Below are 24,858 nucleotides of genomic sequence, written 5' to 3' on the forward strand. Positions count from 1 at the left end.
TTTTAAATGACAGTGCCATCCTTAATTCGTAATTCATAATTTAAAATTTATAATTTAAAATAATCTATGCGTCCAGCTCTCCTGCAATAACGTTCAAACTTGAAAGCGTTGCAATAGCATCCGAAAGCATTTGTCCGCGTACCATATCGTTAAACGCCTGGTAGTAGATAAAGCATGGCCTGCGGAAGTGCAGCCTGTATGCCGTACGGCTACCATCGGTAATCAGGTAAAAGCCCAGCTCACCGTTACCGCCTTCTACCGCGTGGTATACTTCGGTTTTTGGTACAGGTACTTCGCCCATTACAATTTTAAAGTGGTATATAAGTGCCTCCATGTTATGGTATACCTCTTCTTTTGGAGGAAGGTAATAATCAGGCACATTTGCGTGGAATATTTTTTCCGGAATGGCATTGATCTTGTCAATAGCCTGACGAATGATTTTAAGACTTTCCCAAACCTCGGCGTTACGCACACAGAAACGGTCGTAAGTGTCGCCTGATTTTCCTACCGGAACATCAAAATCAAATTCTTCATAAGAGCTGTACGGCTGCATTACACGAATATCATAGTCGATACCCGCTGCCCTAAGGTTAGGGCCTGTAAAGCCGTAGCTCATAGCTTTCTCTGCCGATATGGGACCTACATCAATAGTACGGTCCATAAAAATACGGTTGCGCACCAGCAGGTTTTCAAACTCCTGCCATACGGCCGGGAAATCGGCAAGGAAATCGTTTATCTTTTTAAATGCGGCATCGCTCCAGTCCCTTTCAAAACCACCTATACGGCCCATGTTTGTAGTAAGGCGGGCGCCACATATTTCTTCGTAAATTTCGTATATTTTTTCCCTGTACTGGAAAACGTAAAGGAAACCCGTAAGGGCTCCGGTATCTACACCCAGTACCGAGTTACATATAATATGGTCGGCTATACGTGCCAGCTCCATAATTACTACCCTCATGTACTGTACCCTTTTTGGTACTTCTATATCAAGCAATTTTTCCAGGGTCATCCACCAGCCCATATTGTTTATGGGAGACGAACAGTAGTTCATCCTGTCGGTTAGTGGGGTTATCTGGTAAAACGGCCTGTTTTCGGCTATTTTTTCAAAAGCGCGGTGTATGTAGCCTACGGTTCCTTCGCCGTCTACAATACGCTCGCCATCCATAAGCAGTATGTTCTGGAAAATACCGTGCGTAGCAGGGTGGGTAGGCCCCAGGTTCAGTACAGAAAGTTCGCTGCCGTCGTCGTTATGCTTTTTTGCCTCGATTATTTTGGCGTAGCGGTCTTCCGGAGATAATAACAGGTCTGACATGTTTTATATAAACTTATTGCCGGTTAGTAATTTAGTGCGTTATCAGTGCTGCGGCCAAAGAAACGGTCGTCCTTATCGGTACGGCCTGCATCTTCCATAGGGAATTCTTTGCGCATAGGGAACACCTGCATTTCATCCATATTAAGGATGCGTTTTAGCTGCGGGTGGCCTTTAAACACTATTCCGTAAAAATCGTATGTTTCGCGTTCCTGCCAGTTAGCCCCTAAAAACAGGTTAGTAACGCTGTCTATTTCGGGGGTATCGCCATTCAGGTAGCATTTTATACGTACACGAACGTTGTCCATCCAGTTGTGCATGTGGTATACCACGGCAAACTGTCTCTCTTTTTCGTTATCCGGGTAGTGCACACCGCATACATCGGTAAGGAAGTTAAAACGAAGTGTAGCGTCTTCCTTAAGAAAACGTATTACATCGTTGCTGGCCTCTGGGGCTACCTCAAACGAAAAGATATCTTTTATCTGGGCAAAACCGAAAACTTTGTCGCCAAAGGTGCCGGTTAGTTTATCTTCTATTACAGTGGTTTCTAAAGCCATTTATGATATGTTATAAGAAGCCATTAATTCTTTATACTCAGGCGAGTTACGGCGGCGCAGTGATTCGTCTTTTACAATTTCCTGCAGTTTCATTATACCGTCCAGTATTTGCTCAGGCCTTGGCGGGCAGCCCGGTACGTATACATCTACCGGTATTACCTTGTCTATACCCTGCAGTACAGAGTAGGTGTCAAATACACCACCCGATGATGCGCAGGCGCCTACGGCAATAACCCAGCGCGGTTCGCTCATCTGCTCGTATACCTGGCGCAGGATAGGAGCCATTTTTTTAGCAATGGTACCCATAACCAATAGCATATCGGCCTGGCGCGGCGAAAAGCTCATACGTTCAGACCCGAAACGGGCCACGTCATACGTAGAGGCCATGGTAGCCATAAATTCTATACCGCAGCAAGAAGTAGCAAAAGGCAATGGCCAAAGTGAGTTGGCACGGGCAAGCCCTACTACGTCTGCAAGCTTAGTGGCAAAAAAACCTTCGCCCTGAAATCCTTCAGGGGCATCGGCTGTTTTTATGTTTGATGAATCGCTCATACTAATTTAAGTTTTTGATAACCAGGTGTGTGCTGTAAAGCTATGCCTGTGTTACTCCCATTCCAAACCTTTTTTCTTAATAACATAGAAAAAGCCTACAACCAGCAGGAACATAAAAATGCCCATTTTGGCAAGGCCGGCAATACCCATTTCGCGGAAGTTTACCGCCCACGGATACATGAAAATAACTTCTACGTCAAAAAGTACAAAGAGGATGGCTACAAGGAAATATTTTACAGAAAACGGTATACGGGCGTTACCCACAGACTCTATACCGCACTCAAAATTCTTGTCTTTGCTGGCAGAGTGCCTTTTGGGCCCCAGCATGTTAGATATGGCAATAGTACCTGCTACAAAGCCGATGGCAAGCCCCATCTGCATTAAAATTGGGATTAATTCTCCCTGGCCTGTCTCCATAATATTGTGTATATATAGTAAATCAATTCACAAATATACGTGTCATTACCCTACTTATTCAATGTTTTTATAAGAGATAAAAGGGGTATAGCTTAATTTTTACTGGTTCTAAATAAGTATTGAATGAAATTGAAGCAATGGTTTTTTGTGAAGTTGCCAATTACGGGTTTTGGCTGTTAACATATTCTTAAAAAATATGCCAAAAACATATCTATGTGTAAATGGATTAATAAAAAAGCCACCCAAAATGGGCGGCTCTGTCGCTTTAAGGAAATAATAATTGTTATATTATTATAGCGCTGTTACGTTAGCGGCTACTTTACCTTTTTTGCCATCTTGCTCAACGTAGCTTACTTTGTCGCCTTCGTTAAGGTTACTTGTTTTAAGACCTGTAACGTGTACAAAGATGTCTTTGCCAGTTTCGTCGTCTGTAATAAAGCCAAAACCTTTTGACTCAATGAAAAATTTTACTTTGCCTGTTCGCATTGTTGCAATAAAAAATATTAATAATGCGTAAAGGTAATTCTATTTACGTAACATCCAAATATTTATGTTAAAAAAATCGGAATGAAATAAAAAATAATTTCATTTTTTTATAATGTTTTAAAAAATGTTACAGTTTGGGTTTTGTTATGAAGCAATGAAATTTGCTGCCTTTACAGGGGTTATATGCTGCTTTTTATCGGGGTACAGGTTTAGTGTTTTAACAAAATATGTGGTTTTTTGGTAATTCTGATTTTTAACACTTATGTACCTTCGCAGTGAAAATGAACCTGATTTTGGGTTTGGAGTTGCCCGCCGGTTTCATTTTTATTTTAATAAGTAGTTTAGTTAAATTTTTTTGGGAGGATAATCAGCATTTTATTGCCACAGGTAATGCATAAAATATAAACGATTAAACCAATCAGCCAAAAAATCAAAGGGTTCGTTCTGAACCCTTTTTTTATGCCTGTTGTTTATTGTAAAAACAAAACCCGCAACAAACGCTGCGGGTTTCAGATATTTTAGTACGAGTGAAGCTGCTCCCTCTCCCTTGGAGAGGGTTGGGGAGAGGCTACTACTGTTGTTTTACACTTATAAAAAGCTCGTCAAGCTGTGCGTCGGCTATGGTGCTTGGCGCATCGATCATTACATCGCGGCCGCTGTTGTTTTTAGGGAACGCAATAAAATCACGAATGGTTTCCTGACCTCCAAGGATGGCTGTAAGCCTGTCCATACCAAAGGCAAGGCCTCCGTGTGGCGGCGCACCGTACTGGAACGCATCCATAAGGAAACCAAACTGGTTCTTGGCTTCTTCTTCGCTAAAGCCAAGGTATTTAAACATAAGGCTTTGTGTGGCTTTATCGTGTATACGTATAGAGCCGCCGCCTATTTCGTTACCGTTTAGTACAAGGTCATAGGCATTAGCGCGCACAGCACCCGGATTGGTTTCCAGTAGTGCCATATCCTCAGGCTTAGGCGAGGTGAACGGGTGGTGCATAGCATGGAAACGCTCGCTTTCCTCGTCCCACTCCAGTAGCGGGAAATCTACTACCCACAGCGGAGCAAATACCTCAGGGTTGCGCAGGCCAAGGCGTGTAGCCACTTCCATACGCAGGGCGCTAAGACGGGTACGTGTTTTGTGTGCATCGCCGCTTAGTACCAGTATAAGGTCGCCGGGTTGTGCACCGGTAATTTCGGCCCATTTTTTAAGGTCGTCCTGGTCGTAGAATTTATCTACCGATGATTTAAGCGAACCGTCAAGCTCGTACTTGGCATATACCATACCGGTAGCGCCTACCTGAGGGCGTTTTACCCACTCTATAAGTTCGTCTATTTGTTTACGGGTATAGCTTGCGGCACCCGGAACGGCAATACCCACTACCAGTTCGCTGCTGTTAAACACGGCAAACTCTTTGTGCTGGGCTACGGCGTTCAGCTCGCCAAACTCCATACCGAAACGGATATCTGGTTTATCGTTACCGTACTTTCTCATGGCCTCATCGTAGGTCATACGCGGGAACTTGCCGGTTTCTACACCTTTAAGTTCTTTAAGCAGGTGGCTTGCCAGCCCCTCAAACATGTTTATAATGTCTTCCTGCTCTATAAAGCTCATTTCGCAGTCTATTTGTGTAAACTCCGGCTGACGGTCGGCACGTAGGTCTTCGTCACGGAAACACTTCACAATCTGGAAATATTTATCCATACCGCCTACCATAAGCAGCTGCTTAAAGGTTTGTGGCGATTGTGGCAGGGCGTAGAACTGCCCCGGGTTCATGCGGCTTGGTACTACAAAGTCGCGCGCGCCTTCCGGTGTACTCTTTATAAGTACCGGTGTTTCTACTTCTATAAAGCCTTTTCCGCTAAGGTAATTGCGCACTTCCATAGCCACTTTATGGCGGAAAAGCAGGCTGTTCTTAACCGGGTTACGGCGTATATCCAGGTAGCGGTATTTCATACGAATGTCCTCGCCACCGTCTGTTTCGTCTTCTATGGTAAACGGCGGTAGTTGGGCCGCGTTTAGTATGGTAAGTTCTTTTACAAGAATTTCTATATCGCCGGTAGCCATGTTAGGGTTTTTGCTTTCGCGCTCTATCACGGTACCTTTAACCTGAATAACAAACTCACGGCCCAGGGTGGCAGCAAGGTCCTGCACGGCTTTTTCTGTACGTTGTTCGTCAAAAATAAGCTGTGTAATACCGTAACGGTCGCGTAGGTCTACCCAAATCATAAACCCTTTGTTACGCACTTTTTGTACCCATCCGGCTAATGTTACTTCCTGGTTGATGTGGCTGGCAGTAAGCTCTCCACAATTATGGCTTCTGTACATTATTATATATGTGTTGAAATTTCAAAGCGCAAATATAATGGTTATTGGTTAATTCGTGGATTTGTTTGTTTGTGTATTTGTAAATGCGCATTTTGTTTTAGTCTCTGTTTTTATTCCGGTTTTGTGCTGATTACAGGCAGCACCGGGCTTATAAATATAGCTGTTGTGGGCAATAAATTATGCTGCGGCTACTTTAAATAATTATTATCTAAACCACCTTTAAAAAATTATCAGTAATTTCACGCACTCTAAATTCCGGCAAATTTGAAAAGCAACAACAAATTATTCTTCGCAATATTGGCTGCCATGGTATTAGGCGCCGCCCTGGGTTATTACATACACGAAAGTTATGATGCTGAAACCGCAAGTAGTTTTGCAAAGAAGATAAAGTTGTTGGGCACGCTTTTTATCCGCCTGGTACAAATGATCATTGCCCCGCTGGTATTTAGTACGCTGGTGGTGGGTATTGCCAAAATGGGCGACGTAAAAATGGTAGGCCGCGTAGGGGGCAAGGCCATAGCGTGGTTCCTTACAGCATCACTGATTTCTTTATTGCTGGGTATGGCGCTGGTAAACTGGCTGAAGCCGGGAGTAAACACCGCCATAGACATGTCTAAGCTCGATTCGGCCTCAGACCTTGTAGAAGGTACCCATGCTTTTTCACTGGAAAACTTTGTAACCCATATAGTACCCAAAAGCCTTTTTGAAGCGCTGGCCGGAAATGAAATACTGCAAATAGTACTGTTCTCGGTAATGTTTGGTATAGCGCTTTCTACCCTTAGCGAAGAAAAAACAAAACCCGTAATAAAAGGCCTTGATACCGTAGCGCACGTGGTGCTAAAAATGGTATCGTACATTATGTGGACGGCTCCATTGGGTGTGTTTGGTGCTATAGCAGGTGCAGTAGCACTATATGGTTTTGGTATATGGAAACTGTATGCGGGCTACCTTGCCGATTTTGCTTTGGGATTATTACTGCTTTGGGCATTGCTGCTTATTGTAGGGTATTTTATATTGGGCGACAGGCTTTTTACCTTGCTAAAAAGGTTAGCTTCTCCTTTGCTGGTAGCCTTTAGTACCACAAGTAGCGAAGCGGTATTCCCTAAGCTTACCGAAGAACTGGAACGTTTTGGGTGCGACCCGAAAATAGTTTCCTTTACCTTGCCGCTGGGTTACTCGTTTAACCTGGATGGTAGCATGATGTACATGACTTTTGCAAGCCTGTTTATAGCACAGGTGTACCATATAGATATGCCTATAGAAAAACAGCTGGTAATGCTGCTGGTGCTTATGCTTACCAGTAAGGGTGTGGCTGGTGTACCAAGGGCTTCGCTTATAGTGGTGGTAGCCACCTGTGCCATGTTTGACATCCCTGCCGAGGGTATAGCCCTGATACTGCCTATAGACCATTTTTGTGATATGGGCCGCAGCATGACTAATGTATTGGGCAACGCCCTGGCTACAAGCGCCATTGATAAATGGGAAAAATAAACTGAATCATCTTAAAAAAACGAAAATACTATGGGACAAGACTTTAACTGGATGAATTTAGTTAACCCCGAATTTTACATTAACCTTCAAATAGCAGGAATACCCGTAGGTATTTATGTAGTATTGTTTATTGTATTTGCCGAAACGGGACTTTTTGCGGGCTTTTTCCTGCCGGGCGACAGCCTCCTGTTTTTAACAGGTATTTACAGTGATGCCCTTATGTCTACCATTTGCGATTTTGGCAATGGCTTTTTAAACGTTACCGTATTGGCACTTTTAGTAGCTGCTTCGGGGGTAATAGGAAATATGTTTGGCTACTGGTTTGGCTACAAAAGCGGTACCTATCTGTACAAAAAAGAAGACACCTTTTTATTTCGTAAAAAGTACCTTATACAGGCCCACGAGTTTTTCGAAAAACACGGTGGACGTGCCATCATCTTTGCGCGTTTCCTTCCCATAGTGCGTACGTTTGCGCCTATAATAGCAGGTATTGTAAAGATGGACAAAAAGAAGTTCATGCTGTACAATATTGTAAGTTCGGTACTATGGGCATTTGCCATGATCTTTGCCGGGCATTACCTTAACGAGCTTTTCATGACCCAGTTTGACATCGACCTTAGGGCACACATAGAAAAAATAGTAATCGGCATTGTGCTTATTACCACCTTCCCGGTATTGCTGAACATGCTGAAAGGCAAAAAGGTTACCGAGCAGGAAGCCATTGATGAGGCTAACGACGATAATAACGGCGACGCCAATATTTTTCCTAACTAAGACATGAACCTTAGCTGGTGGGAAATAGACAGCTGGTTTAGCAATGTTAGCTACACCATAGTGGGTAGTGGCATTGTGGGGCTGCACGCGGCACTGCGTCTGCGTGAGCGTTTCCCGGATGCAAAAATACTGGTGCTGGAACGTGGCCCGCTACCACAGGGCGCCAGTACCAAGAACGCGGGGTTTGCCTGTTTTGGCAGCCTCAGCGAGGTTATAGACGACCTGAATACCCACACGGAAGAAGAGGTTGTTTCGCTTATACAAAAACGCTGGCAGGGGCTACAGCTGTTACGCAAACGCCTGGGCGATGCAGTTATCGACTTCCGTCCGCATGGTGGTTACGAGCTTTTCCTTGAAGACGATACCGTAGGCTACGAAAGCAGCCTGCGACGTATGCCATTTGTAAACGAGGTGCTGCGTCCGCTGTTTCGTGCCGATGTGTTTAGCAGGGAAGTAGACCGTTTTGAATTTAAAAACACCAAGGAATACTTAATATTCAACCCCTACGAAGGGCAGATAGATACCGGCAAAATGATGCAGGCGCTTTTAAAGGAAGTCCACGCCGCCGGGATTTTAATACTGAACAGCCAAACCGTTACCGGCTATACCGAAACTCCCGATGGGGCGGAGGTAGCCTTGGGCGATTTCTCGTTTACTACAAAGAAACTACTGTTTGCTACCAATGCCTTTGCAGGGCAACTGACTAATGGTGCTGTAAAGCCTGCCCGCGCGCAGGTGCTTATTACTGAGCCAATACCCAACCTGGACATACGTGGTACTTTTCATATAGACAGGGGGTATTACTACTTTAGGAATATTGGTAATCGTATACTGTTTGGCGGTGGGCGTAACCTCGACTTTGAGGGAGAAACCACTACCGAATTTGGTACAACCGATATTATCCAAAACCGACTGGAGCAACTCCTCCGCGAAACCATACTGCCTGATACCGAAGTAGCCATAGCCCACCGCTGGAGTGGCATTATGGGTATGGGCGGCAGCAAGCGTCCTGTTGTGGAACAAATCTCAAACCACGTATACTGCGGTATACGCCTTGGTGGTATGGGTGTAGCCATAGGCAGCCTTATAGGGCAGGAACTGGCAGATTTGGTTTAGGTTATTTACGCATTTAAATTACTTCCCCAAAAATACTTCACCGTTTCAAATACCGAAGTGATAATAATGATGGACAGCACTATGTACCTAAAGGCTTTCTCTGAGGTGCGCTGTAATATCAGCTTGCCCAGGTAACTGCCCACGATGCTTATGCCTATAAGAAACGGAATGAGCAGCAGGTATTGCTGCTTAAAATAACCATTGCCGACATATACTATGGCGCGACTGGCGTCTACACCCAGGTCTATAAGCGCCGATGTGGCTATAAAAATATCTTTGGGCAAATGAAATGCCGCCAGGGTAATGCCGCGTATGGCGCCGCCTGTACCTACAAGCCCCGCAAGGAAACCCGAAAGCACACCGCCACCGTACAGGTTGGTATCGGTTTGTTTCAGCTCTTTATTAAAGTTAGCAAACAGGTAAATGGCAAGTACCACCAAAATCAGGTTCATGTACAGCTCCATAACCTTGCCGGGAATAAAGGTAGTAAGCCATGCGCCTATAATTACAAAGATTACCGCGGGTATACCCAGCTTAAGGGCTATGTTTTTGTCTATTCCTTTCCTGAACAGGGCAATTTTTGACAGGTTACTAAACACGTGGAATACTGCCGTAATGCCCAGTACGGTTTTAAAATCAAAAAACATACTGGCTACCGGTACAAACAGTATCGATGAGCCAAAGCCCGATACCGTACCGATGATTTCGCATACCAGCGCAAGGGCAATAAACAGGTAGTAGTTTTCGGTCACGTTAAAAAAAGTTATTGGTTAATCGCCTCCGCAGCCGCCACAGCTACTTCCGCAGGATGAGCCACAGGAAGATGACGAAGTGCATGATGAACAGCTGCTTCCCGGTTCCCAGTTATTCTCTTTATAGTTAGGATAAGCCGCTGTAAGGAAAGCCACGTTAAGCAATGCAGGCCCTTTAAGCAGGTATACCCATTGCCAGTCGGAATTAATTTCAAAATCAGAAAGTTTTTCTTTCAGATAATATGTAGGCAATGTTTTGCGCAAAGGTTCGGCGGCAAGTGCTTTCAGGTGCGTAAATGCTCCTACAGTATACGCTATAGCTATTACCGCGATTATTAAAACGGGCTTGCCTAACATGAGGCCTGTAACTAACCTTGTGTATATGAGCAAGGCTACTATGGCTAAAACTACAAAATTTAAACAGAATAAACGCACTATTTTATCGGTGCTTTGTATGTGCCTGCCCAGTGCATCCATGCTCTTTTTTATGTTGTTAAACAACGGTTTGCACACCAGGATGTTTAGTAATTCTTTGTGGGCTATCCGCCCATGTTCTGTAATGGTTTCCATGCCTATGCGCATGTATTTCTCTTTAACCGGACGGTCTTCAATCGTAGAAAAACAGTGTTCCTGGTCAAATCGTATCAGTTCTTCGTACATCAGTTCGCCCAGTGAGCCATTTGCTACAGCGTTAATATTGCCATGTTTAAGGTAAACCATTTCAAAGGGTTTAAGGTTAAACAGTACTGATTTACTGTTAAAGCTGTTTAAAAAGCGTTTCAGGTAGTTTTTATTGTATTCTTTCAGCAATACAATTACAATAATGCCCAGTGCCGTGGCAAGAATAGGAAATGTTGGGTTGCTTATATGTACATACAGTGGCTTTAGTAAAAAGTAGGCAGGGCCTAAGAGCAGTAATACTGCGGGCACGGCAAACATTAAAAAAGTGTCTGGCTGTATGCCCGATTGTTTCAGGTTAAGACCGCTAAGCATACTGCGCTCATTCCATATTTCTTTTGGCTGCGGGCCAAAGGCTGCTACATACAATTCGGCAGTACGTGTTGCGCTGTCTTTAAAAATAGTAGCTTCCGCCTTATGATGCGTAGAGGGAATGTGCTGAATGTCTTTGCCCAGCAGGGCGCAAAACGCTTTGTACGATTGTGTGAAGATAAGATGCTGGTGCCATACCACATCTACAATTTCAGATGGCGATACCATACTGCCCGCTGTTGCGGCCAGGTACATAAACTTGCGGTATTCCAGTAATGCCTGTTGGGTAAAATATTCTGGCCATGCATTTTCAGATGCCAGCCTTACTGTAAAAGGATAATTACCACCGGAGCTGTCAAAATCAAAGTCAAGGATTTTCTGCCAAAGTTCGTTGTTCACGTTCATATATCGATTGGTTTATTTCGGCAGGATGAAATTACGAAACAACATTTATAAACCCGAATATTTGGTTGCAAATACAGGTGGCTTTGATGCATTTTTATTGCAGAATCAGGTACAGCCTACTCCTTGTTAAACGCCCCGAAATGCCACAATATCCCTGCCGGGTCGTGTACAAAACACTCGCTGCCCCAGGGCATAATGCGGGGTGCTACCAGTTTGGCTTCGGGGTACTTTTCGGTAAGGTTAAGTGATTGCAGGTACGCCCAAAACTCGGCTGTGTTTTCTACCTCCATAAACAGCATGGTGTTGTTTACCCATTCTTCGGCATAATAATCCTGCAGGTAAAACGACAACTGCTGAAAGTGGAATACCGAAAAACCGGGTCCCAACTCATGTTCCTCAAAACCCAAATCGCGGTAAAAACTGCGTGAGGTTTCAAAATTTTTAGAGCCTATAAACGGACGTAGGGAAGTAACTTTTGGGGTCATGGGTTTTGTTTTTTCATCTTGGTTACCCAAAGATACATACTTAAGGCAACGGTTACCCCAAAAATACCAAAGAATATGGCTTTATACGCTAAGATATACGTGCTGAAATATGTTCCGATAAGCACGTAGGCCGATGCTATACACAGCTTTAACGGAATAAACTCGGCATTGCTCCATGTAGTTTTTTTGCTTAAAAATCCCATAGTGTGGTTATTTAAAGGTGCTTTATGCAGATTGTTTTACAGTACATAAAATTAGCAAATAAGTTTATCTTTACGCTGCATTATAGCTACTTGCCAATGAACCTGAGAAGCGTATACCAAAATTACCCCGATGCTAAGCTCCTGGACGTTATAGACAACCCCAATGCCTACCGCCCTGAAGCCATAGAAACGGCACAAGCCTTATTAGATGAAAGGCAACTTACCGATGAACAAATAGCCACATTGCGCCGGCGCAATGCCGAGGCGGCGTTTGAGGCAGCCGCGCCTTTAGTGCAGCGCAAAGAGCAGCAGGATAGGTTAAAGCTAAAGGCAAAATCATTTATAGAGGACATATCTCCGGCTAATCACGCACCCGGCAGTTCTGCCCGCATGGTAAAAACCATAACGCTGTTTTTTATTGCAAGCTATATTTATATGCTGTGGGGTAACGTTCGGTTTGTTTATTATTTGATTACTCATTTTAACCATGTCGACCTGTTTTCTGCACTAAGGCTGTTAGAAGCCCTATTTATGCCGGTGGCCATTTATTTGTTTTATCGTCAAAAACGGGCGGGTTGGGTTATGTTGTTTTGCTATACCATAGCAGGCGTGTTGTTATCGGGCTTAAATGCGTTTAATACTTTCAGGCCGGTTTATTTTGATTTTTTGCAGGAAGACGACATCTCGGATATGTTTAACCAATACCTTATAAAAACCATTGTTCATGGGTGCCTTTGTTATGGCCTTGTTCGTAGGAATGTCCGTGAGGTGTTCCAAATAAAAGAGCGGACATTATATTATATACTGTTGTTCTTTGTATTTACCATAACGCTCTTAATAAAGCTGGACGTTTTTAGCTAAAACAGAATGGTTAAATTTGCAGGATGAACCAAAAAGTCCCCATACCCCTTCCACACGGCATTACCCTTACCATAAAGCGCGAGGACTTGCTGCACCCGCACATTTCGGGCAATAAGTTCCGTAAGCTAAAGTACAATATACTGGAGGCAAAACAGCAGAGCAAGGCGGCATTGCTCACCTTTGGCGGGGCATACAGCAACCACATAGCCGCAGCCGCTGCGGCAGGTAAGGAGTACGGTTTTGCTACCATAGGCATCATCAGGGGCGATGAACTGGTTGATAAAATTGGGGATAACCCAACACTTTCGTTTGCAGAAGGTTGCGGAATGCGTTTTAAATTTATATCACGGGAAGAGTACCGCCGCAAAACTGAACCGGAATTCCTGGAGGCGTTGCAGGCGGAGTTTGGCGATTGCTATATTCTGCCGGAAGGTGGCACTAACGCACTGGCGGTTAAGGGCTGCGAAGAGATACTTACCGAAGATGATGCACAGTTTACCCACATCTGCTTGGCAGTGGGTACGGGCGGCACCATATCGGGGGTTATTAATTCGGCGGCAGAAAACCAACAGGTAATAGGCTTCCCGGCGTTAAAAAACGCAGGATTGTGGGATGATATCCGTACATTTGCAACAAATCAAAACTGGCAGCTGGCGGAAGCGTACCACTTTGGCGGATATGGCAAGGTAACAGCGGAACTGGTGGCGTTTATCAATGATTTTTACGATAAAACGCGCATACCGCTAGATCCGGTGTATACAGGAAAGATGGTTTTTGGCGTTATAGACCTTATAAATCAGGGCTTTTTTCCTGAGGGAGCCAAAATACTGCTTATACATACCGGGGGGCTACAGGGCACAGAGGGCATGAACCGCCTGCTTATGAAAAAGAATTTACCCATACTAAAAACACTATCAGATGATTAAAAAAATCGGGGCATTTGTACTACTGGCTGCACTGGCTTCCTGCGGGGGCAGCAAGGCACCTTACATACAAACTACAAAAAACGACAAATCGCGTAATCATCGTACTACACCTAAAAAAGCTGTAGCTGCAAAGCCTGCCACACAAAAAACCGAAGTGCTGGAAAGTACCTCGCGCACGGTGGTATATGCAGAGCAGGTACAAAACTATGTATCTACATACAAGGGCATAGCCCAGGATAATATGCGCCGCCACGGCATACCCGCCAGTATTACACTGGCACAGGGTATATTAGAGTCGGGTGCGGGCTATGGCGATCTTTGCCAAAGCGCTAACAACCACTTTGGTATTAAATGCCACAAGGACTGGACGGGCGAAACCGTAACCCACGATGATGATGCCGCGGGTGAATGCTTCCGAAAGTACCCTAAGGCAGCCGACTCGTTTGAAGACCACTCGCAGTTCCTTACCACGCGTAGCCGCTACGCCAGTCTGTTTGAGTTGGAAAAAGACGACTACGAGGCCTGGGCCAAAGGACTTAAGGCAGCAGGTTATGCTACCGACCCTAAGTACCCCGATAAGCTTATCGGCCTGATAGAGCGTTTTCAGCTGGCACAATACGATGCCGAGGTAATGGGTACTGCAAAACCGTCTATTAATAAAGACCTTCCTGTAAAAGGTGAGCTTACAGAAGTAGTGGCTACCCAAAGCGCACCAAAAGTAGTACAGCCTACGCCGATAGTGCCTACAGAAACCCCTAAGCAGGAAACCCTGCCCATAGCAAAAAACACCGAACCAATAGTGGTTCCGGCCGAACAGCCTGCGCCAACACCTGCCGTAACCAAACCGGCAGAAACAGTAGCCCAAACTCCCCCTTCGGGGGCCGGGGGGCAAGCTACAGACGGTACGCACGAAGTGGTAAAGGGCGATACACTGTATTCTATTTCTAAAAAATACAACACTACCGTAGACGAAATAGTACGCCTTAACAACCTTGCCGGAAATGCCATAAGCATAGGCCAGGTACTAAAAGTGAAATAAAAAGAACCATGCTATACGAACGCAGCAGCCGCCTTTTTGCCGAAGCCTCTCAGGTTATTCCCGGCGGCGTAAACTCGCCCGTACGTGCTTTTAAGGCCGTGGGCGGAACTCCCATTTTTGTAAAAGAAGCTAAAGGTGCCTACCTTTTTGATGAAGACGGCAACCGCTATATAGATTATATTAACAGCTGGGGTCCCATGATTTTGGGCCACGCTTACGCACCCGTAGTAGACGCTGTTATAGAACGTGCCAAAAAAGGAACTTCCTTTGGTACGCCTACCGCGCTGGAAACCGAAATTGCCGCACTGGCGGTTTCTATGGTGCCGAATATAGACAAGATACGTTTTGTAAACAGCGGTACCGAAGCCTGTATGAGTGCCATTCGCCTGGCACGCGGGTATACTAATCGCGAAAAGATTATAAAATTTGCAGGCTGCTACCACGGCCACTCTGATTCGTTTCTTATACAGGCGGGCAGTGGCGCGGTTACCTTTGGTAGCCCTAACAGCCCGGGTGTAACCCAGGGTACAGCCAAAGATACCCTGCTGGCTACCTACAACGACCTGGCCAACGTAACCGAAATTTTTGAAGCCAATAAAGGCGAAATCGCAGCCATAATCATAGAGCCGGTAGCCGGTAATATGGGGTGCATCCCTCCGGCAGAAGGTTTCCTTCAGGGGCTACGCGATCTTTGTGATGCGCACGGTACCCTGCTGATATTTGATGAGGTAATGACCGGATTCCGCTTAGCTAAAGGCGGTGCGCAGGAACTATTTGGCATTAAAGCCGATATTGTAGCTTTTGGTAAGGTAATAGGTGGCGGGCTTCCGGTGGGGGCATTTGCTGCACGCAACGAAATAATGAATTACCTGGCACCTGTAGGGCCGGTATACCAGGCAGGTACCCTGAGCGGAAACCCGCTGGCTATGGCTGCCGGACTGGAAATGCTAAAGGCGCTAAACGCCGACCCTGAGGTATTTGTAAGGCTGGACGCCAAAACCGCTTACCTGGAAACGGGTATACGAAACATACTGGACAAGGCTGCAATAGCCTATACCATAAACCGTACAGGTTCTATGATTTCGGTGCACTTTGATGCAAGGCCGGTAACCGATTTTGCTACGGCGGGCTACGGCAACAACGACACTTTTAAGAAGTTCTTCCACGGGCTGCTTACAGAGGGTGTGTACATAGCGCCATCGGCATACGAAACCTGGTTTATTACCGATGCACTTAGCTACGAAGACCTTGATTTTACACTGGCGGCAATAGAAAAAGTAGCAGCCACGCTGTAAAACATAAAGACATATAATTGAAGGAAGGGCACCCCAAAGGTGCTCTTTTTTGTTGGTACACAGGATGGTGGGTAGGGTATTGCGGTTGTTAATTGTTTTATGCACAAACCAATTAATATCCCCTTATGGAAAAGAAATACCCCCTTTTGTTTGCTTTAGCTATTGTAAGCCTGTTCGTTTCCTGTGGCCCTACCGAAGAAATTGGCCTGGGTTATAGTGTAAATGTTCCTACGCAGCCCGAAGTTCCCACGTTTACAGCCCCTACAGCACAGCAATTTTCCGCTGTGCAGGCTACAGCCCTGGAAAACCGTACCCAGCATTTTACAATTGGCACTAACGATCCCTGGACAAGCTTTACATCTGAAAAGGGTGTTATTGTATGGCTCTCCGGAAATTGCTTTACGCTGAATGGCGTGCCCGTTACCGGCGACGTGAATATTGATTATGTGGAACTTTTTGACCGCGGCAATATGCTGGTTACTAATAAAACCACCATGGGTGTTTTGCCGAATGGCGATAAATCCCTGCTGCTTTCGGGAGGCGAGGTGTACATTAACGTTACCCAAAACGGACAGCAGCTTGACACCAATTGCGGCCTGAGCGTTAGCATACCTACAAGCCTTACTGGTGGCACAGTGCCCGGTATGCTGCCCTGGAAGGGTACTGTAGATGCTGCCGGTAATGTGGTATGGGAACAACAGTTCATTGATTTTTGGGTAGGTACTGAGCAGGGGCAGAGTGAAGAATCTTTTAATGCATACCTTGAAGATTTCGGGTGGTTTAACTGCGATAAGTTTTACAATTTTGAAGGCCCTAAAACCGATGTTGAGATTATAGTGCCTCAAGGTTATAACAATATAAACAGCCAGGTGTTTGTGGCATTAGTAAATACCCCAAATACGCTGGGTAATCTTTCGGGGGAGTATCCTATAGGCCTACAATGCCACCTTATTTTTGTTACGGGCGACGGTGCCGACGGATGGATATATGCCATAAAATCGGTTACGCTGCCGGAAGACGCCTCGTATACTTTTACCCCCGAAGAATTTATTACTGCCACTGAAACGGAAGTTGTGGCGGCTATTAATGCGTTGCCTTAATATTTTTGCCCCAAATAATATCGTAAAACCGTTTCTGCAAAGGAGCGGTTTTTTTATACCTTTACAACAGAACAACAACCAATGCTACCATGGGAATATTAGATTTTTTTAAACGTAAAGGCAAATCCTTTGTATCGGAAGCGGCTTATAACACCAATAAAGTAACCCAGGTAAAACTGACTCCACAAACTATGGGGCAGTTGCGCAAACTAAACGTAAACGAAGAACGTGAGCTTAAACTGGAATTCTTCTTTTATACTAACACGCACGAGAAAGCGCAGGCGCTTACCACTGACCTGGGCAACCTGGGCTATCAGGCAAGCAATAGTCTTTCGGCTAGTAACAGCAAAGAGTACGTTATAACCGGATGGACTACCAAAATACTAATGACCGACAGCAGTGTGGGAGAATGGGTAAACCAAATGTGCGACCTGGGCTATAAACACGATTGTGAATTTGACGGCTGGGGTACTACGCCCGAGCAGGAGTAGAAAATAATTAAGATGCTAAAAAATACTATCATTGCAATACTGCTTACTTTAATAGTATGTGGTTGCCAAAAAGCAAAACCTCTTTCTAAAGCAGAGCAGTATTTTTCGGATAAAATGCTTGCGGAAAAACTGTCGGATGATTTTACTGATACTTCTGATTTTGGTTATATTAGGATTGGGAAGTTCCTTAACAAAAATAAACAGCAGGCACTTGTTATCCATACCGACTCTATTACGGATTTATCTGTATATGAATTAAAAGATGATGAATGGATAAAGACATACAATCAGCAACACACAGACTTTCTCAGACCCGATTTGGTTTACATTGCCGATTATAATTTTGATGGTATTAATGATATTGGCGTAGTAAATATGGTATCTAACGGCACCGCTATTATGTCGTTTAGCCTATGGCTAAACAAAGGAAGCACGTTTAAGTATATTCCCGAATTTGAAGAAATAGGTACCCCTATGCTGCTTACAAAGCATAATGCTATACAGGGTTATACCGCATGCTGTGCTTTTGAATCTATGAATATTGGCAATTATAAATGGGAAAAGGATAGCCTCATTAAAACATCTGAGTATGCTATAGAGGACTACCCTTACGGCAAAACAGTAACCCTTACAAAAGATGGTAAGGAAACAAAGCTCCCTGCATATACCAAAAAAGATATTAATGCTGTCATAGAGCATTATGCGCAGAACTGGAAACTGGTTGATACGGTTTCCCGTAACCGTTTTTTATACTGAGAAATAATAAATCATGAGCATCAAACTATATTTCCCCTTAAAACCACTTGTAATACCTGATGTTTGGAAGGTATACAAAAATGATTTCACTGTGCTGGAGCCCGACAACAACTATCCTATTGATGATGTATTTTATTACTTTATTGATGACCTGTTGCAGGCGACTTACAACGGGTATTGTATTGATCTTGGATTTAATGGCGAATATTTGGATAACCGTGACGGAAACTTTAAACTGGTTGTCCTTAAGGGTGACTTTTTAGATGGTGAGGTTTTGGAAACTTTTACCTCAAGGAAAACAGAGGAGATAAAAAAGAAACTGGATTATTATTTCGAAATGATTCCTCATTTATAACCCACAAAAAAACCGCCTCTTTACAGAAGCGGTTTTTATATATACTGACTAAATATATACTATAGTTCAAGAGCTTTCTTAGGGTTGTTGTCCATAAGAAGTTCCATAGGGTTTTCAAGAGCCTCTTTAACTGCTACAAGGAAACCTACCGACTCACGACCGTCGATAATACGGTGGTCGTAAGAAAGCGCCACGTACATCATAGGGTGTATTTCCACTTTACCGTTTACGGCAATAGGACGCTCTATAATGTTGTGCATACCCAGGATACCGCTCTGAGGAGGGTTAATGATAGGTGTAGAAAGCATACTACCAAATACACCACCGTTAGTAATGGTAAAGGTACCACCGGTCATATCATCTACAGTGATTTGTCCGTCGCGGGCACGAAGCGCAAGGCGCTTAATTTCTGCCTCAATACCACGGAAGGTAAGTGTTTCTGCATTGCGCACTACAGGCACCATAAGCCCTTTAGGACCCGATACGGCGATAGAAATATCAGCAAAATCGTATGCCACTTTGTAGTCGCCGTCTATCATAGAGTTAACATCCGGGAACAGTTGTAGCGCGCGGGTTACCGCCTTTGTAAAGAACGACATATAGCCAAGGCCAAGTCCGCCGTGCTTAGCCTTAAACGCATCCTTATACTCGTTACGTATGTTGTTTATCGGCGTCATGTTTACCTCGTTAAAGGTAGTAAGCATAGCCGTTTCGTTTTTGGCAGCCACAAGGCGCTCAGCCACTTTACGGCGTAGCATGCTTAGTTTGCTGCGCTCTTCGCTGCGGCTTCCGCCTGTAGGGGTACCCATACTTGCTTTAGCGTTTACAGCGTCGTCTTTTGTTATGCGTCCGCCTTTACCGGTACCGGTTACGGTAGCAGGGTCTATGGCTTTTTCATCAAGTATTTTTTTAGCCGCCGGAGAAGGAGCACCTGTAGCATATGTTGCAGCAGGAGCCGGAGCCGGAGCAGGAGCAGCAGCTTTTGGTTCTTCTTTCTTAGGCTCTTCTTTCTTTTCTTCTGCTTTAGGGGCAGCGCCACCTTCCGGTTTAGCAGCACCGGTGTCTATAAGGCATACTACCTGGCCCACTTTTACAGCGTCGCCTTCTTCTGCCTTAAGGGTAATGATACCCGCAGCTTCGGCAGGAAGCTCAAGGGTAGCTTTATCTGAATCTACTTCGGCTATGGCCTGGTCTTTTTCCACATAGTCACCATCCTTTACAAGCCATGTAGCTATTTCTACTTCGGTAATCGATTCCCCCGGTGAGGGAACTTTCATTTCTAAAATCATGTCAGTATAATTTTATGAGTGTTTTATTCTGAAAATCAAATGTACGTATTAATTGAATAGGTTCTTGTCAAAAACCATGGCGATAGCCGCGGCGTGACGTTTTTTGGCACGAGCCGAACTACCTGCTGCAGGAGCACTGTAAGCCTTAAGCGATGCCACACGGAACTTCACTTCGGTAAAGTTCATCAGCATGTAGCCGTAAGCACCCATGTTGCGTGGTTCTTCCTGAGCCCATACGTAGTCGTCTGCATTAGTGTACTTGGCCAGTACCGCTTTGATTTGCTCTGTAGGCAGCGGGAACAATTGCTCCAGGCGTACAAAAGCCACATCATCACGGCCCAGTTTTTCGCGCTCAGCCACAAGGTCGTAGTAGAACTTACCGGTACAGAATACCAGTGTTTTTACTTTTGCAGCATCTGCAATAGGGTCGTCCAGTACTTCCTGGAAGCTGCCTGTAGCAAGCTCGTTAGCAGAAGACACTACCGATGGGTGGCGTAGCAAACTCTTAGGAGTAAACACTACAAGCGGCTTGCGGTAATCGGTCTTAAGCTGCCTTCTAAGCAGGTGGAAGAAGTTAGCCGGAGTAGTAACATCGGCTACGTACATATTGTGGTTAGCACACAGTTGTAGGAAACGCTCCATACGGGCACTACTGTGCTCTGCGCCCTGGCCTTCGTAACCGTGAGGGAGCAGCATTACAATACCGTTCTGGTTGTTCCATTTATCTTCGGCAGCACTAATGTACTGGTCTATCATAATCTGGGCACCGTTACCAAAGTCGCCAAACTGTGCTTCCCAAATGTTAAGCGTTTTAGGGCTGGCAAGGGCATAACCGTATTCAAAACCTAGCACACCGTATTCTGAAAGCAGCGAGTTGTAAATATAGAATTTACCGTTCTGGTCTTTCAGTTGGTTCAGCAGGGTTACTTTTTCTTCGCTTTCTTCAGCTTTTACTACAGCATGACGGTGAGAGAAAGTACCCCTCTCTACGTCTTGTCCGCTAATGCGTACATCAAAACCTTCTGTTAGTAACGAACCGTAGGCAAGAAGCTCGCCCATAGCCCAGTCCAGCTTATCGGTTTCAAAGTACATGGCTTTACGGTCGTTAATCAACTTCTGTATTTTGTTGATGAACTTTTTGTCTGTAGGAAGCTCTGTAATGGTAGTAGCTATTTCGTCAAGTTTTGCCTTGTCGAAAGTAGTATCGGCAGTTTCAAGCATCTTTTGCTCATCTGCCTGGTTGTAACCACCCCACTCATTTTGCATGAACGGAGTTATTATGGTAAGGTCGCGCTTACGCGAAGCCTCAAGGTTTTCTTCAAGATTGTCTTTGTACTGCTTTTCAAGGCCGCTTACAAAGTCGTTACCAATAACGCCTGCGTTTATAAGCACTTCGGCATACAGGTCGCGTGGGTTTTTGTGTTTGGCAATGATTTTATAAAGCTTAGGCTGTGTAAAGCGTGGCTCATCACCTTCGTTGTGGCCGTATTTACGGTAACCCAGAAGGTCGATAAACACGTCGGTTCCAAACTTCATACGGTACTCCAGTGCAAAAAGCGTAGCGTGTACTACTGCCTCGGCGTCGTCGGCATTTACGTGCAGTACCGGCGAAAGGGTAACCTTAGCCACATCGGTACAGTAGGTAGACGAACGCGCATCAAGGTAGTTAGTGGTAAAACCTACCTGGTTGTTTATTACTACGTGGATGGTACCTCCGGTTTTATAACCATCAAGCTTAGCCATCTGTACAATTTCGTATACAATACCCTGGCCTGCCACAGCAGCATCACCGTGTAGTGCAATAGGAAGCACCTTGCTGAAATCATCAGCGTAATGCCTGTCTTGCTTAGCACGTGCTATACCCTCTATAACCGCACCTACGGTTTCAAGGTGGCTTGGGTTTGGCGCAAGGTTAATGTTAATGTTTTTACCGCTTTGCGTCTTTTTGTCGGCAGTAAGGCCAAGGTGGTATTTTACGTCACCGTCAAAAAGGGCATCGTCGTCATAATCTTTACCGTCAAATTCGCTAAAGATGTCGGCCGTTTTCTTGCCAAATACGTTAGCAAGTACGTTAAGGCGGCCACGGTGTGCCATACCCATAACAAACTGCTCTACGCCTTTATCGGCAGCGGCCTCTATAAGGAAATCAAGCGCAGGGATAAGCGTTTCGCCACCCTCAAGCGAGAAACGTTTCTGTCCTACGTATTTTGTGTGAAGGAAGTTTTCAAAAGAAACCGCCTCATTCAGTTTTTCAAGAATGCGCTTTTTCTGGTCTGCACCAAAAGAAGGCTGGTTGCTGTTTACGGCAAGCTTGTCCTGTATCCACTTGCGCACCTCTGGGTCGCGAATGTACATGTACTCGATACCAATGTGGCCGCAGTATATGCTTTGCAGGTAGCTTACAATATCAGCAAGGGTAGAAGGCTGCAGGCCTACTTCCTTGGCGGCGTCAAAAACCGTGTTAAGGTCGGCGCTGCTAAGCCCGAAGTTTTCCAGGTCCAGCGTAGGGCTAAACGTACGGCGCTCGCGTACCGGGTTTGTTTTGGTAAACAGGTGGCCGCGGGTACGGTAGCCTTCAATAAGGTTTAGTACCTTAAATTCTTTCTGTAATTTTTCCGGAATGCCTGAGTAGTCGGCTGTTGGGGCAGCTGCAGTTGCGGCTGTGGTTTTAGGAGCGGGTGCAGCGGCAGCTACTTCTGTAGCTCCAGAACCGTAATCGGCTGCTGCAAAGTCAAAACCCTGAAAAAAAGCCCTCCAAGAAGGCTCTATGCTGTCGGGGTTCTCAATATATTGATCGTATAAATCAGCGAAAAATGCAGTATTTGCTGCATTTAAAAAGGAAAACCTGTCCATACTTATGTGTTTGTGACGGTGCGTTATAAAAAATTTACGCAAAAGTACACTATTTCTAATAATCTTTCAACGTTTTTTATATATTTATGGTTATTAATTCCATCCCAGCACCGAAATGCGTCAATGCCTTTTCATTTTTTTAACAAAATTAACAACTGCATTTATATTCTGTTTGCATTTTAGCACTGCTACTGCACAGGATAAGGCATTTTGGGACAAAGTGCAGTATGGAGGCAGCATAGGTGTGGGCATAGGTAGTGGCTATACTGATATAAACCTTTCGCCGGGTGCCATTTACCGCTTTAACGATTATATAGCTGCAGGCCCGTCGCTTATGGGCAGCTATACCTACCAGCGGCATTGGTACAAAAACACCATATATGGCGGATCGGCAATTGTGCTGGGAAACCCAATACCACAAATACAGCTTTCTGCCGAACTACAGCAGCTGCGCGTAAACCAAACGTTTTATTATGACGACTACGGCACATACCCCGGCGGTATTAATGCCGGCAATACCCATAGGGATTTCTGGAATACGGGCTTGTTTCTGGGTGTGGGCTACAGCTCTAACAATGCTACCGTGGGGCTGCGCTATAATGTGCTGTACAACAAAAACGACTACATTTACGGCGATGCACTAATGCCTTTTGTAATGGTGTATTTTTAGTTTACAGTTTACAGTCGCAGTTTGCAGGCTGAAGGCGCGGATTAAAAGCAGTTTTGTGTGCTTGTTTAGCTTTCCAAAGGAAAGCCTTTGTGTCCGTGTTATGTGTAATTCATGGGTTTTGTGTTCTTTGTGAAAAACTTTGTGCACCTTGTGGTAGAAAATTTCTCGCAAAGGCGCTAAGTCGCCAAGATATGACCGGATTTGGCGAAATAATGCCTTAAAATAATATACCTCTATGATTCATACATATACTTTTAGAAAGCAAGCTGGCGTGCGAGGGTATTTTGCATCAGTTACTTTTGATATAACCTCAGATGAATCCAAAGATCAGGAGTTGATTATAAATTATCTGGCAGACAGCAGATGGGAAATTGCATGCAGGTCAGGAATATTATTTTTCTTGGATAAATTTCCTTTTCCGGGACAATTAAGAATCGATATTACAGATGTGCGCTGGCTGCCGGTTGACACGAGTAATTTGGTGGTGGTTTATACCACGCTTAAAGGTTTGTATGAGTTCTTTAAAGTTAGTGATGACAGATTAAAGTTTAACGACGATGATTTAGTGTTTTCATTTCCGGTCGGCAGAAAATTGCAACACAGTTAATAACAAAATGCCCAATAGAAAAATAGAGTGCGGAAAAAATAAAGTGAGGATTGCAAATCCGCGCTATCGAACAGTGATGCCTAAAAACAGAGGCTGAAAACTGTACTACCCACCCCGCCCGCCGCGGTGGGAATAACGCCGCTTTGTAGTGCTTCCCCGAAAAAGCTGGTTAAACAATCAGTGTCTTAATAACCATTTCAGTTTTAGCAAAAGCTTACCGCTTTTCAAGTCTCGTTGTTTACGGAAAAGATTTACATCGTACTTTTTGAAGTTTCCCGAATCAATTTCGACTCCCGTGGGAATTGAAACAGTCGAGTGAAAAATTTCCCGTGTGGGGTAATCTTCAAGAGCATCTTTAAAAGTGCGCCACTCACGCGCCGCAAGCACCCTTATAACGGTCTTCTTAGACGTGCTTTGGTCAATACAAATATTTATCCAGTTTGGTATATGTTCGTCGATGTGTAGTAAGTCTACAAGCGCATCCTTAGTAATTTGCTTTTTGTCGTATAGCAATATCCTGTCGAAATTTTGCTTTTCAAACTCATGCATACCAGAATGATAATCATACCCTGAAGGTTCTATGATGAACATAAAGGTTGTAGAAATAGTATTGTAGCAATAGCGACCTGTAAAATCTACAAGTAATAGCAGAGAGTCATCCAGATGCTTGATAAATGATTCTTTAGTAGCCTTATGATTCATCTTAAACTATTGTATGTGATTGCTTTATTTCCCGATTGCTTGCCCGAACTGAAG

26 protein-coding genes are annotated in these 24,858 nt (G+C 44.6%); 13 read left to right on the forward strand and 13 right to left on the reverse strand.

All coding sequences use genetic code 11. The annotated features are described in order from the left end of the window. Window positions 1-64: 64 nt before the first annotated feature. The 6 genes from ACLI1A_RS08415 to aspS form a co-directional block, all read right to left on the reverse strand. Window positions 65-1,312: an NADH-quinone oxidoreductase subunit D gene (locus tag ACLI1A_RS08415; protein ID WP_411408092.1), complete on the reverse strand. Its 1,248-nt coding sequence runs from the start codon at window positions 1,310-1,312 to the stop codon at window positions 65-67. Window positions 1,313-1,335: 23 nt separating this feature from the next. After that, window positions 1,336-1,866, reverse strand: a complete 531-nt coding sequence (locus ACLI1A_RS08420; protein ID WP_411408094.1) for an NADH-quinone oxidoreductase subunit C — start codon at window positions 1,864-1,866, stop codon at window positions 1,336-1,338. Further along, on the reverse strand, window positions 1,867-2,418 hold the full coding sequence (locus tag ACLI1A_RS08425; RefSeq protein WP_411408096.1) for an NADH-quinone oxidoreductase subunit B: 552 nt from the start codon (window positions 2,416-2,418) through the stop codon (window positions 1,867-1,869). Window positions 2,419-2,469: 51 nt separating this feature from the next. Next, on the reverse strand, window positions 2,470-2,835 hold the full coding sequence (locus tag ACLI1A_RS08430) for an NADH-quinone oxidoreductase subunit A (protein WP_411408098.1): 366 nt from the start codon (window positions 2,833-2,835) through the stop codon (window positions 2,470-2,472). Window positions 2,836-3,126: 291 nt separating this feature from the next. Then, complete coding sequence (locus tag ACLI1A_RS08435) at window positions 3,127-3,321, reverse strand: cold-shock protein (RefSeq protein WP_411408100.1); 195 nt, start codon at window positions 3,319-3,321, stop codon at window positions 3,127-3,129. Between the two features lie 571 nt (window positions 3,322-3,892). Further along, window positions 3,893-5,644 (reverse strand): aspartate--tRNA ligase, encoded by a 1,752-nt coding sequence (gene aspS / locus ACLI1A_RS08440; RefSeq protein WP_411408102.1) that lies wholly within the window; start codon window positions 5,642-5,644, stop codon window positions 3,893-3,895. A gap of 264 nt (window positions 5,645-5,908) precedes the next feature. On the opposite strand from aspS, the gene ACLI1A_RS08445 reads away from it, so the two are divergent. The 3 genes from ACLI1A_RS08445 to ACLI1A_RS08455 are packed head-to-tail and all read left to right on the forward strand — an operon-like array spanning window position 5,909 to window position 9,025. Then, entirely contained in the window at window positions 5,909-7,135 is a 1,227-nt protein-coding gene (locus ACLI1A_RS08445; protein WP_411408104.1) for a dicarboxylate/amino acid:cation symporter, read from the forward strand. 30 nt (window positions 7,136-7,165) lie between these two features. Beyond that, window positions 7,166-7,909, forward strand: a complete 744-nt coding sequence (locus ACLI1A_RS08450) for a DedA family protein (RefSeq protein WP_411408106.1) — start codon at window positions 7,166-7,168, stop codon at window positions 7,907-7,909. Between the two features lie 3 nt (window positions 7,910-7,912). Beyond that, a complete protein-coding gene (locus ACLI1A_RS08455) occupies window positions 7,913-9,025 on the forward strand; it encodes an NAD(P)/FAD-dependent oxidoreductase (RefSeq protein WP_411408108.1) in 1,113 nt (370 codons plus the stop codon). Window positions 9,026-9,030: 5 nt separating this feature from the next. On the opposite strand, the gene ACLI1A_RS08460 is transcribed toward ACLI1A_RS08455, so the two are convergent. The 4 genes from ACLI1A_RS08460 to ACLI1A_RS08475 all read right to left on the reverse strand — a co-directional run bounded on the left by ACLI1A_RS08460 (window position 9,031) and on the right by ACLI1A_RS08475 (window position 11,860). Beyond that, complete coding sequence (locus ACLI1A_RS08460) at window positions 9,031-9,777, reverse strand: sulfite exporter TauE/SafE family protein (RefSeq protein WP_411408110.1); 747 nt, start codon at window positions 9,775-9,777, stop codon at window positions 9,031-9,033. Between the two features lie 18 nt (window positions 9,778-9,795). After that, the gene (locus ACLI1A_RS08465) at window positions 9,796-11,172 is read right to left on the reverse strand and encodes a glycine-rich domain-containing protein (RefSeq protein ID WP_411408112.1); all 1,377 of its coding nucleotides are present in this window, start codon (window positions 11,170-11,172) and stop codon (window positions 9,796-9,798) included. A gap of 116 nt (window positions 11,173-11,288) precedes the next feature. Beyond that, window positions 11,289-11,657, reverse strand: coding sequence for a glyoxalase (locus tag ACLI1A_RS08470; protein WP_411408114.1), 369 nt, complete (start codon window positions 11,655-11,657; stop codon window positions 11,289-11,291). Further along, a complete protein-coding gene (locus tag ACLI1A_RS08475) occupies window positions 11,654-11,860 on the reverse strand; it encodes a hypothetical protein (protein ID WP_411408116.1) in 207 nt (68 codons plus the stop codon). The genes ACLI1A_RS08470 and ACLI1A_RS08475 overlap by 4 nt, the downstream gene beginning before the upstream one ends. A gap of 96 nt (window positions 11,861-11,956) precedes the next feature. Between ACLI1A_RS08475 and ACLI1A_RS08480 the strand changes: the two genes are divergently transcribed. From ACLI1A_RS08480 to ACLI1A_RS08515, 8 genes are all read left to right on the forward strand, one after another. Beyond that, window positions 11,957-12,721: a hypothetical protein gene (locus tag ACLI1A_RS08480; RefSeq protein ID WP_411408118.1), complete on the forward strand. Its 765-nt coding sequence runs from the start codon at window positions 11,957-11,959 to the stop codon at window positions 12,719-12,721. A 23-nt stretch (window positions 12,722-12,744) separates the two neighbouring features. Then, window positions 12,745-13,647 (forward strand): 1-aminocyclopropane-1-carboxylate deaminase/D-cysteine desulfhydrase, encoded by a 903-nt coding sequence (locus ACLI1A_RS08485; RefSeq protein WP_411408120.1) that lies wholly within the window; start codon window positions 12,745-12,747, stop codon window positions 13,645-13,647. Beyond that, the gene (locus tag ACLI1A_RS08490; RefSeq protein WP_411408122.1) at window positions 13,640-14,686 is read left to right on the forward strand and encodes a glucosaminidase domain-containing protein; all 1,047 of its coding nucleotides are present in this window, start codon (window positions 13,640-13,642) and stop codon (window positions 14,684-14,686) included. Before ACLI1A_RS08485 ends, ACLI1A_RS08490 begins: the two co-directional genes overlap by 8 nt. Before the next feature lie 8 nt (window positions 14,687-14,694). Further along, window positions 14,695-15,981: a glutamate-1-semialdehyde 2,1-aminomutase gene (hemL, locus tag ACLI1A_RS08495; protein WP_411408124.1), complete on the forward strand. Its 1,287-nt coding sequence runs from the start codon at window positions 14,695-14,697 to the stop codon at window positions 15,979-15,981. A 125-nt stretch (window positions 15,982-16,106) separates the two neighbouring features. Further along, entirely contained in the window at window positions 16,107-17,081 is a 975-nt protein-coding gene (locus ACLI1A_RS08500) for a hypothetical protein (protein WP_411408126.1), read from the forward strand. A gap of 89 nt (window positions 17,082-17,170) precedes the next feature. Continuing rightward, window positions 17,171-17,572 (forward strand): ribonuclease E inhibitor RraB, encoded by a 402-nt coding sequence (locus ACLI1A_RS08505; RefSeq protein WP_411408128.1) that lies wholly within the window; start codon window positions 17,171-17,173, stop codon window positions 17,570-17,572. Between the two features lie 12 nt (window positions 17,573-17,584). Further along, window positions 17,585-18,328 (forward strand): XAC2610-related protein, encoded by a 744-nt coding sequence (locus ACLI1A_RS08510; RefSeq protein WP_411408130.1) that lies wholly within the window; start codon window positions 17,585-17,587, stop codon window positions 18,326-18,328. Window positions 18,329-18,341: 13 nt separating this feature from the next. Further along, a complete protein-coding gene (locus tag ACLI1A_RS08515) occupies window positions 18,342-18,683 on the forward strand; it encodes a hypothetical protein (RefSeq protein ID WP_411408132.1) in 342 nt (113 codons plus the stop codon). Between the two features lie 59 nt (window positions 18,684-18,742). On the opposite strand, the gene odhB is transcribed toward ACLI1A_RS08515, so the two are convergent. Both odhB and ACLI1A_RS08525 read right to left on the reverse strand, forming a co-directional pair. Beyond that, window positions 18,743-19,972: a 2-oxoglutarate dehydrogenase complex dihydrolipoyllysine-residue succinyltransferase gene (gene odhB, locus ACLI1A_RS08520; RefSeq protein ID WP_411408134.1), complete on the reverse strand. Its 1,230-nt coding sequence runs from the start codon at window positions 19,970-19,972 to the stop codon at window positions 18,743-18,745. A gap of 48 nt (window positions 19,973-20,020) precedes the next feature. Continuing rightward, entirely contained in the window at window positions 20,021-22,825 is a 2,805-nt protein-coding gene (locus ACLI1A_RS08525; protein ID WP_411408136.1) for a 2-oxoglutarate dehydrogenase E1 component, read from the reverse strand. 172 nt (window positions 22,826-22,997) lie between these two features. Here ACLI1A_RS08525 and ACLI1A_RS08530 point away from each other — a divergent pair, with 172 nt between their 5' ends. After that, window positions 22,998-23,495, forward strand: a complete 498-nt coding sequence (locus tag ACLI1A_RS08530) for a hypothetical protein (RefSeq protein ID WP_411408138.1) — start codon at window positions 22,998-23,000, stop codon at window positions 23,493-23,495. Between the two features lie 235 nt (window positions 23,496-23,730). Beyond that, complete coding sequence (locus ACLI1A_RS08535) at window positions 23,731-24,102, forward strand: hypothetical protein (protein WP_411408140.1); 372 nt, start codon at window positions 23,731-23,733, stop codon at window positions 24,100-24,102. Window positions 24,103-24,279: 177 nt separating this feature from the next. Here ACLI1A_RS08535 and ACLI1A_RS08540 read toward each other — a convergent pair whose 3' ends face one another. Then, complete coding sequence (locus tag ACLI1A_RS08540) at window positions 24,280-24,804, reverse strand: hypothetical protein (RefSeq protein ID WP_411408142.1); 525 nt, start codon at window positions 24,802-24,804, stop codon at window positions 24,280-24,282. Between the last annotated feature and the right edge of the window lie 54 nt (window positions 24,805-24,858).

It is taken from the genome of Flavobacterium sp. RHBU_3, from assembly GCF_046613565.1.
Lineage (GTDB): Bacteria > Bacteroidota > Bacteroidia > Flavobacteriales > Flavobacteriaceae > Flavobacterium.

Coding starts and splice junctions, on each gene's coding strand:
- ACLI1A_RS08500 (WP_411408126.1), top strand. CDS start 16,107: ATGGAAAAGAAATACCCCCTTTTGTTTGCTTTAGCTATTGTAAGCCTG.
- ACLI1A_RS08450 (WP_411408106.1), top strand. CDS start 7,166: ATGGGACAAGACTTTAACTGGATGAATTTAGTTAACCCCGAATTTTAC.
- ACLI1A_RS08480 (WP_411408118.1), top strand. CDS start 11,957: ATGAACCTGAGAAGCGTATACCAAAATTACCCCGATGCTAAGCTCCTG.
- ACLI1A_RS08505 (WP_411408128.1), top strand. CDS start 17,171: ATGGGAATATTAGATTTTTTTAAACGTAAAGGCAAATCCTTTGTATCG.
- aspS (WP_411408102.1), bottom strand. CDS start 5,644: ATGTACAGAAGCCATAATTGTGGAGAGCTTACTGCCAGCCACATCAAC.
- ACLI1A_RS08515 (WP_411408132.1), top strand. CDS start 18,342: ATGAGCATCAAACTATATTTCCCCTTAAAACCACTTGTAATACCTGAT.
- ACLI1A_RS08415 (WP_411408092.1), bottom strand. CDS start 1,312: ATGTCAGACCTGTTATTATCTCCGGAAGACCGCTACGCCAAAATAATC.
- ACLI1A_RS08430 (WP_411408098.1), bottom strand. CDS start 2,835: ATGGAGACAGGCCAGGGAGAATTAATCCCAATTTTAATGCAGATGGGG.
- odhB (WP_411408134.1), bottom strand. CDS start 19,972: ATGATTTTAGAAATGAAAGTTCCCTCACCGGGGGAATCGATTACCGAA.
- ACLI1A_RS08535 (WP_411408140.1), top strand. CDS start 23,731: ATGATTCATACATATACTTTTAGAAAGCAAGCTGGCGTGCGAGGGTAT.
- ACLI1A_RS08510 (WP_411408130.1), top strand. CDS start 17,585: ATGCTAAAAAATACTATCATTGCAATACTGCTTACTTTAATAGTATGT.
- ACLI1A_RS08540 (WP_411408142.1), bottom strand. CDS start 24,804: ATGAATCATAAGGCTACTAAAGAATCATTTATCAAGCATCTGGATGAC.
- ACLI1A_RS08435 (WP_411408100.1), bottom strand. CDS start 3,321: ATGCGAACAGGCAAAGTAAAATTTTTCATTGAGTCAAAAGGTTTTGGC.
- ACLI1A_RS08425 (WP_411408096.1), bottom strand. CDS start 2,418: ATGAGCGATTCATCAAACATAAAAACAGCCGATGCCCCTGAAGGATTT.
- ACLI1A_RS08455 (WP_411408108.1), top strand. CDS start 7,913: ATGAACCTTAGCTGGTGGGAAATAGACAGCTGGTTTAGCAATGTTAGC.
- ACLI1A_RS08525 (WP_411408136.1), bottom strand. CDS start 22,825: ATGGACAGGTTTTCCTTTTTAAATGCAGCAAATACTGCATTTTTCGCT.
- ACLI1A_RS08490 (WP_411408122.1), top strand. CDS start 13,640: ATGATTAAAAAAATCGGGGCATTTGTACTACTGGCTGCACTGGCTTCC.
- ACLI1A_RS08465 (WP_411408112.1), bottom strand. CDS start 11,172: ATGAACGTGAACAACGAACTTTGGCAGAAAATCCTTGACTTTGATTTT.
- ACLI1A_RS08470 (WP_411408114.1), bottom strand. CDS start 11,657: ATGACCCCAAAAGTTACTTCCCTACGTCCGTTTATAGGCTCTAAAAAT.
- hemL (WP_411408124.1), top strand. CDS start 14,695: ATGCTATACGAACGCAGCAGCCGCCTTTTTGCCGAAGCCTCTCAGGTT.
- ACLI1A_RS08485 (WP_411408120.1), top strand. CDS start 12,745: ATGAACCAAAAAGTCCCCATACCCCTTCCACACGGCATTACCCTTACC.
- ACLI1A_RS08475 (WP_411408116.1), bottom strand. CDS start 11,860: ATGGGATTTTTAAGCAAAAAAACTACATGGAGCAATGCCGAGTTTATT.
- ACLI1A_RS08420 (WP_411408094.1), bottom strand. CDS start 1,866: ATGGCTTTAGAAACCACTGTAATAGAAGATAAACTAACCGGCACCTTT.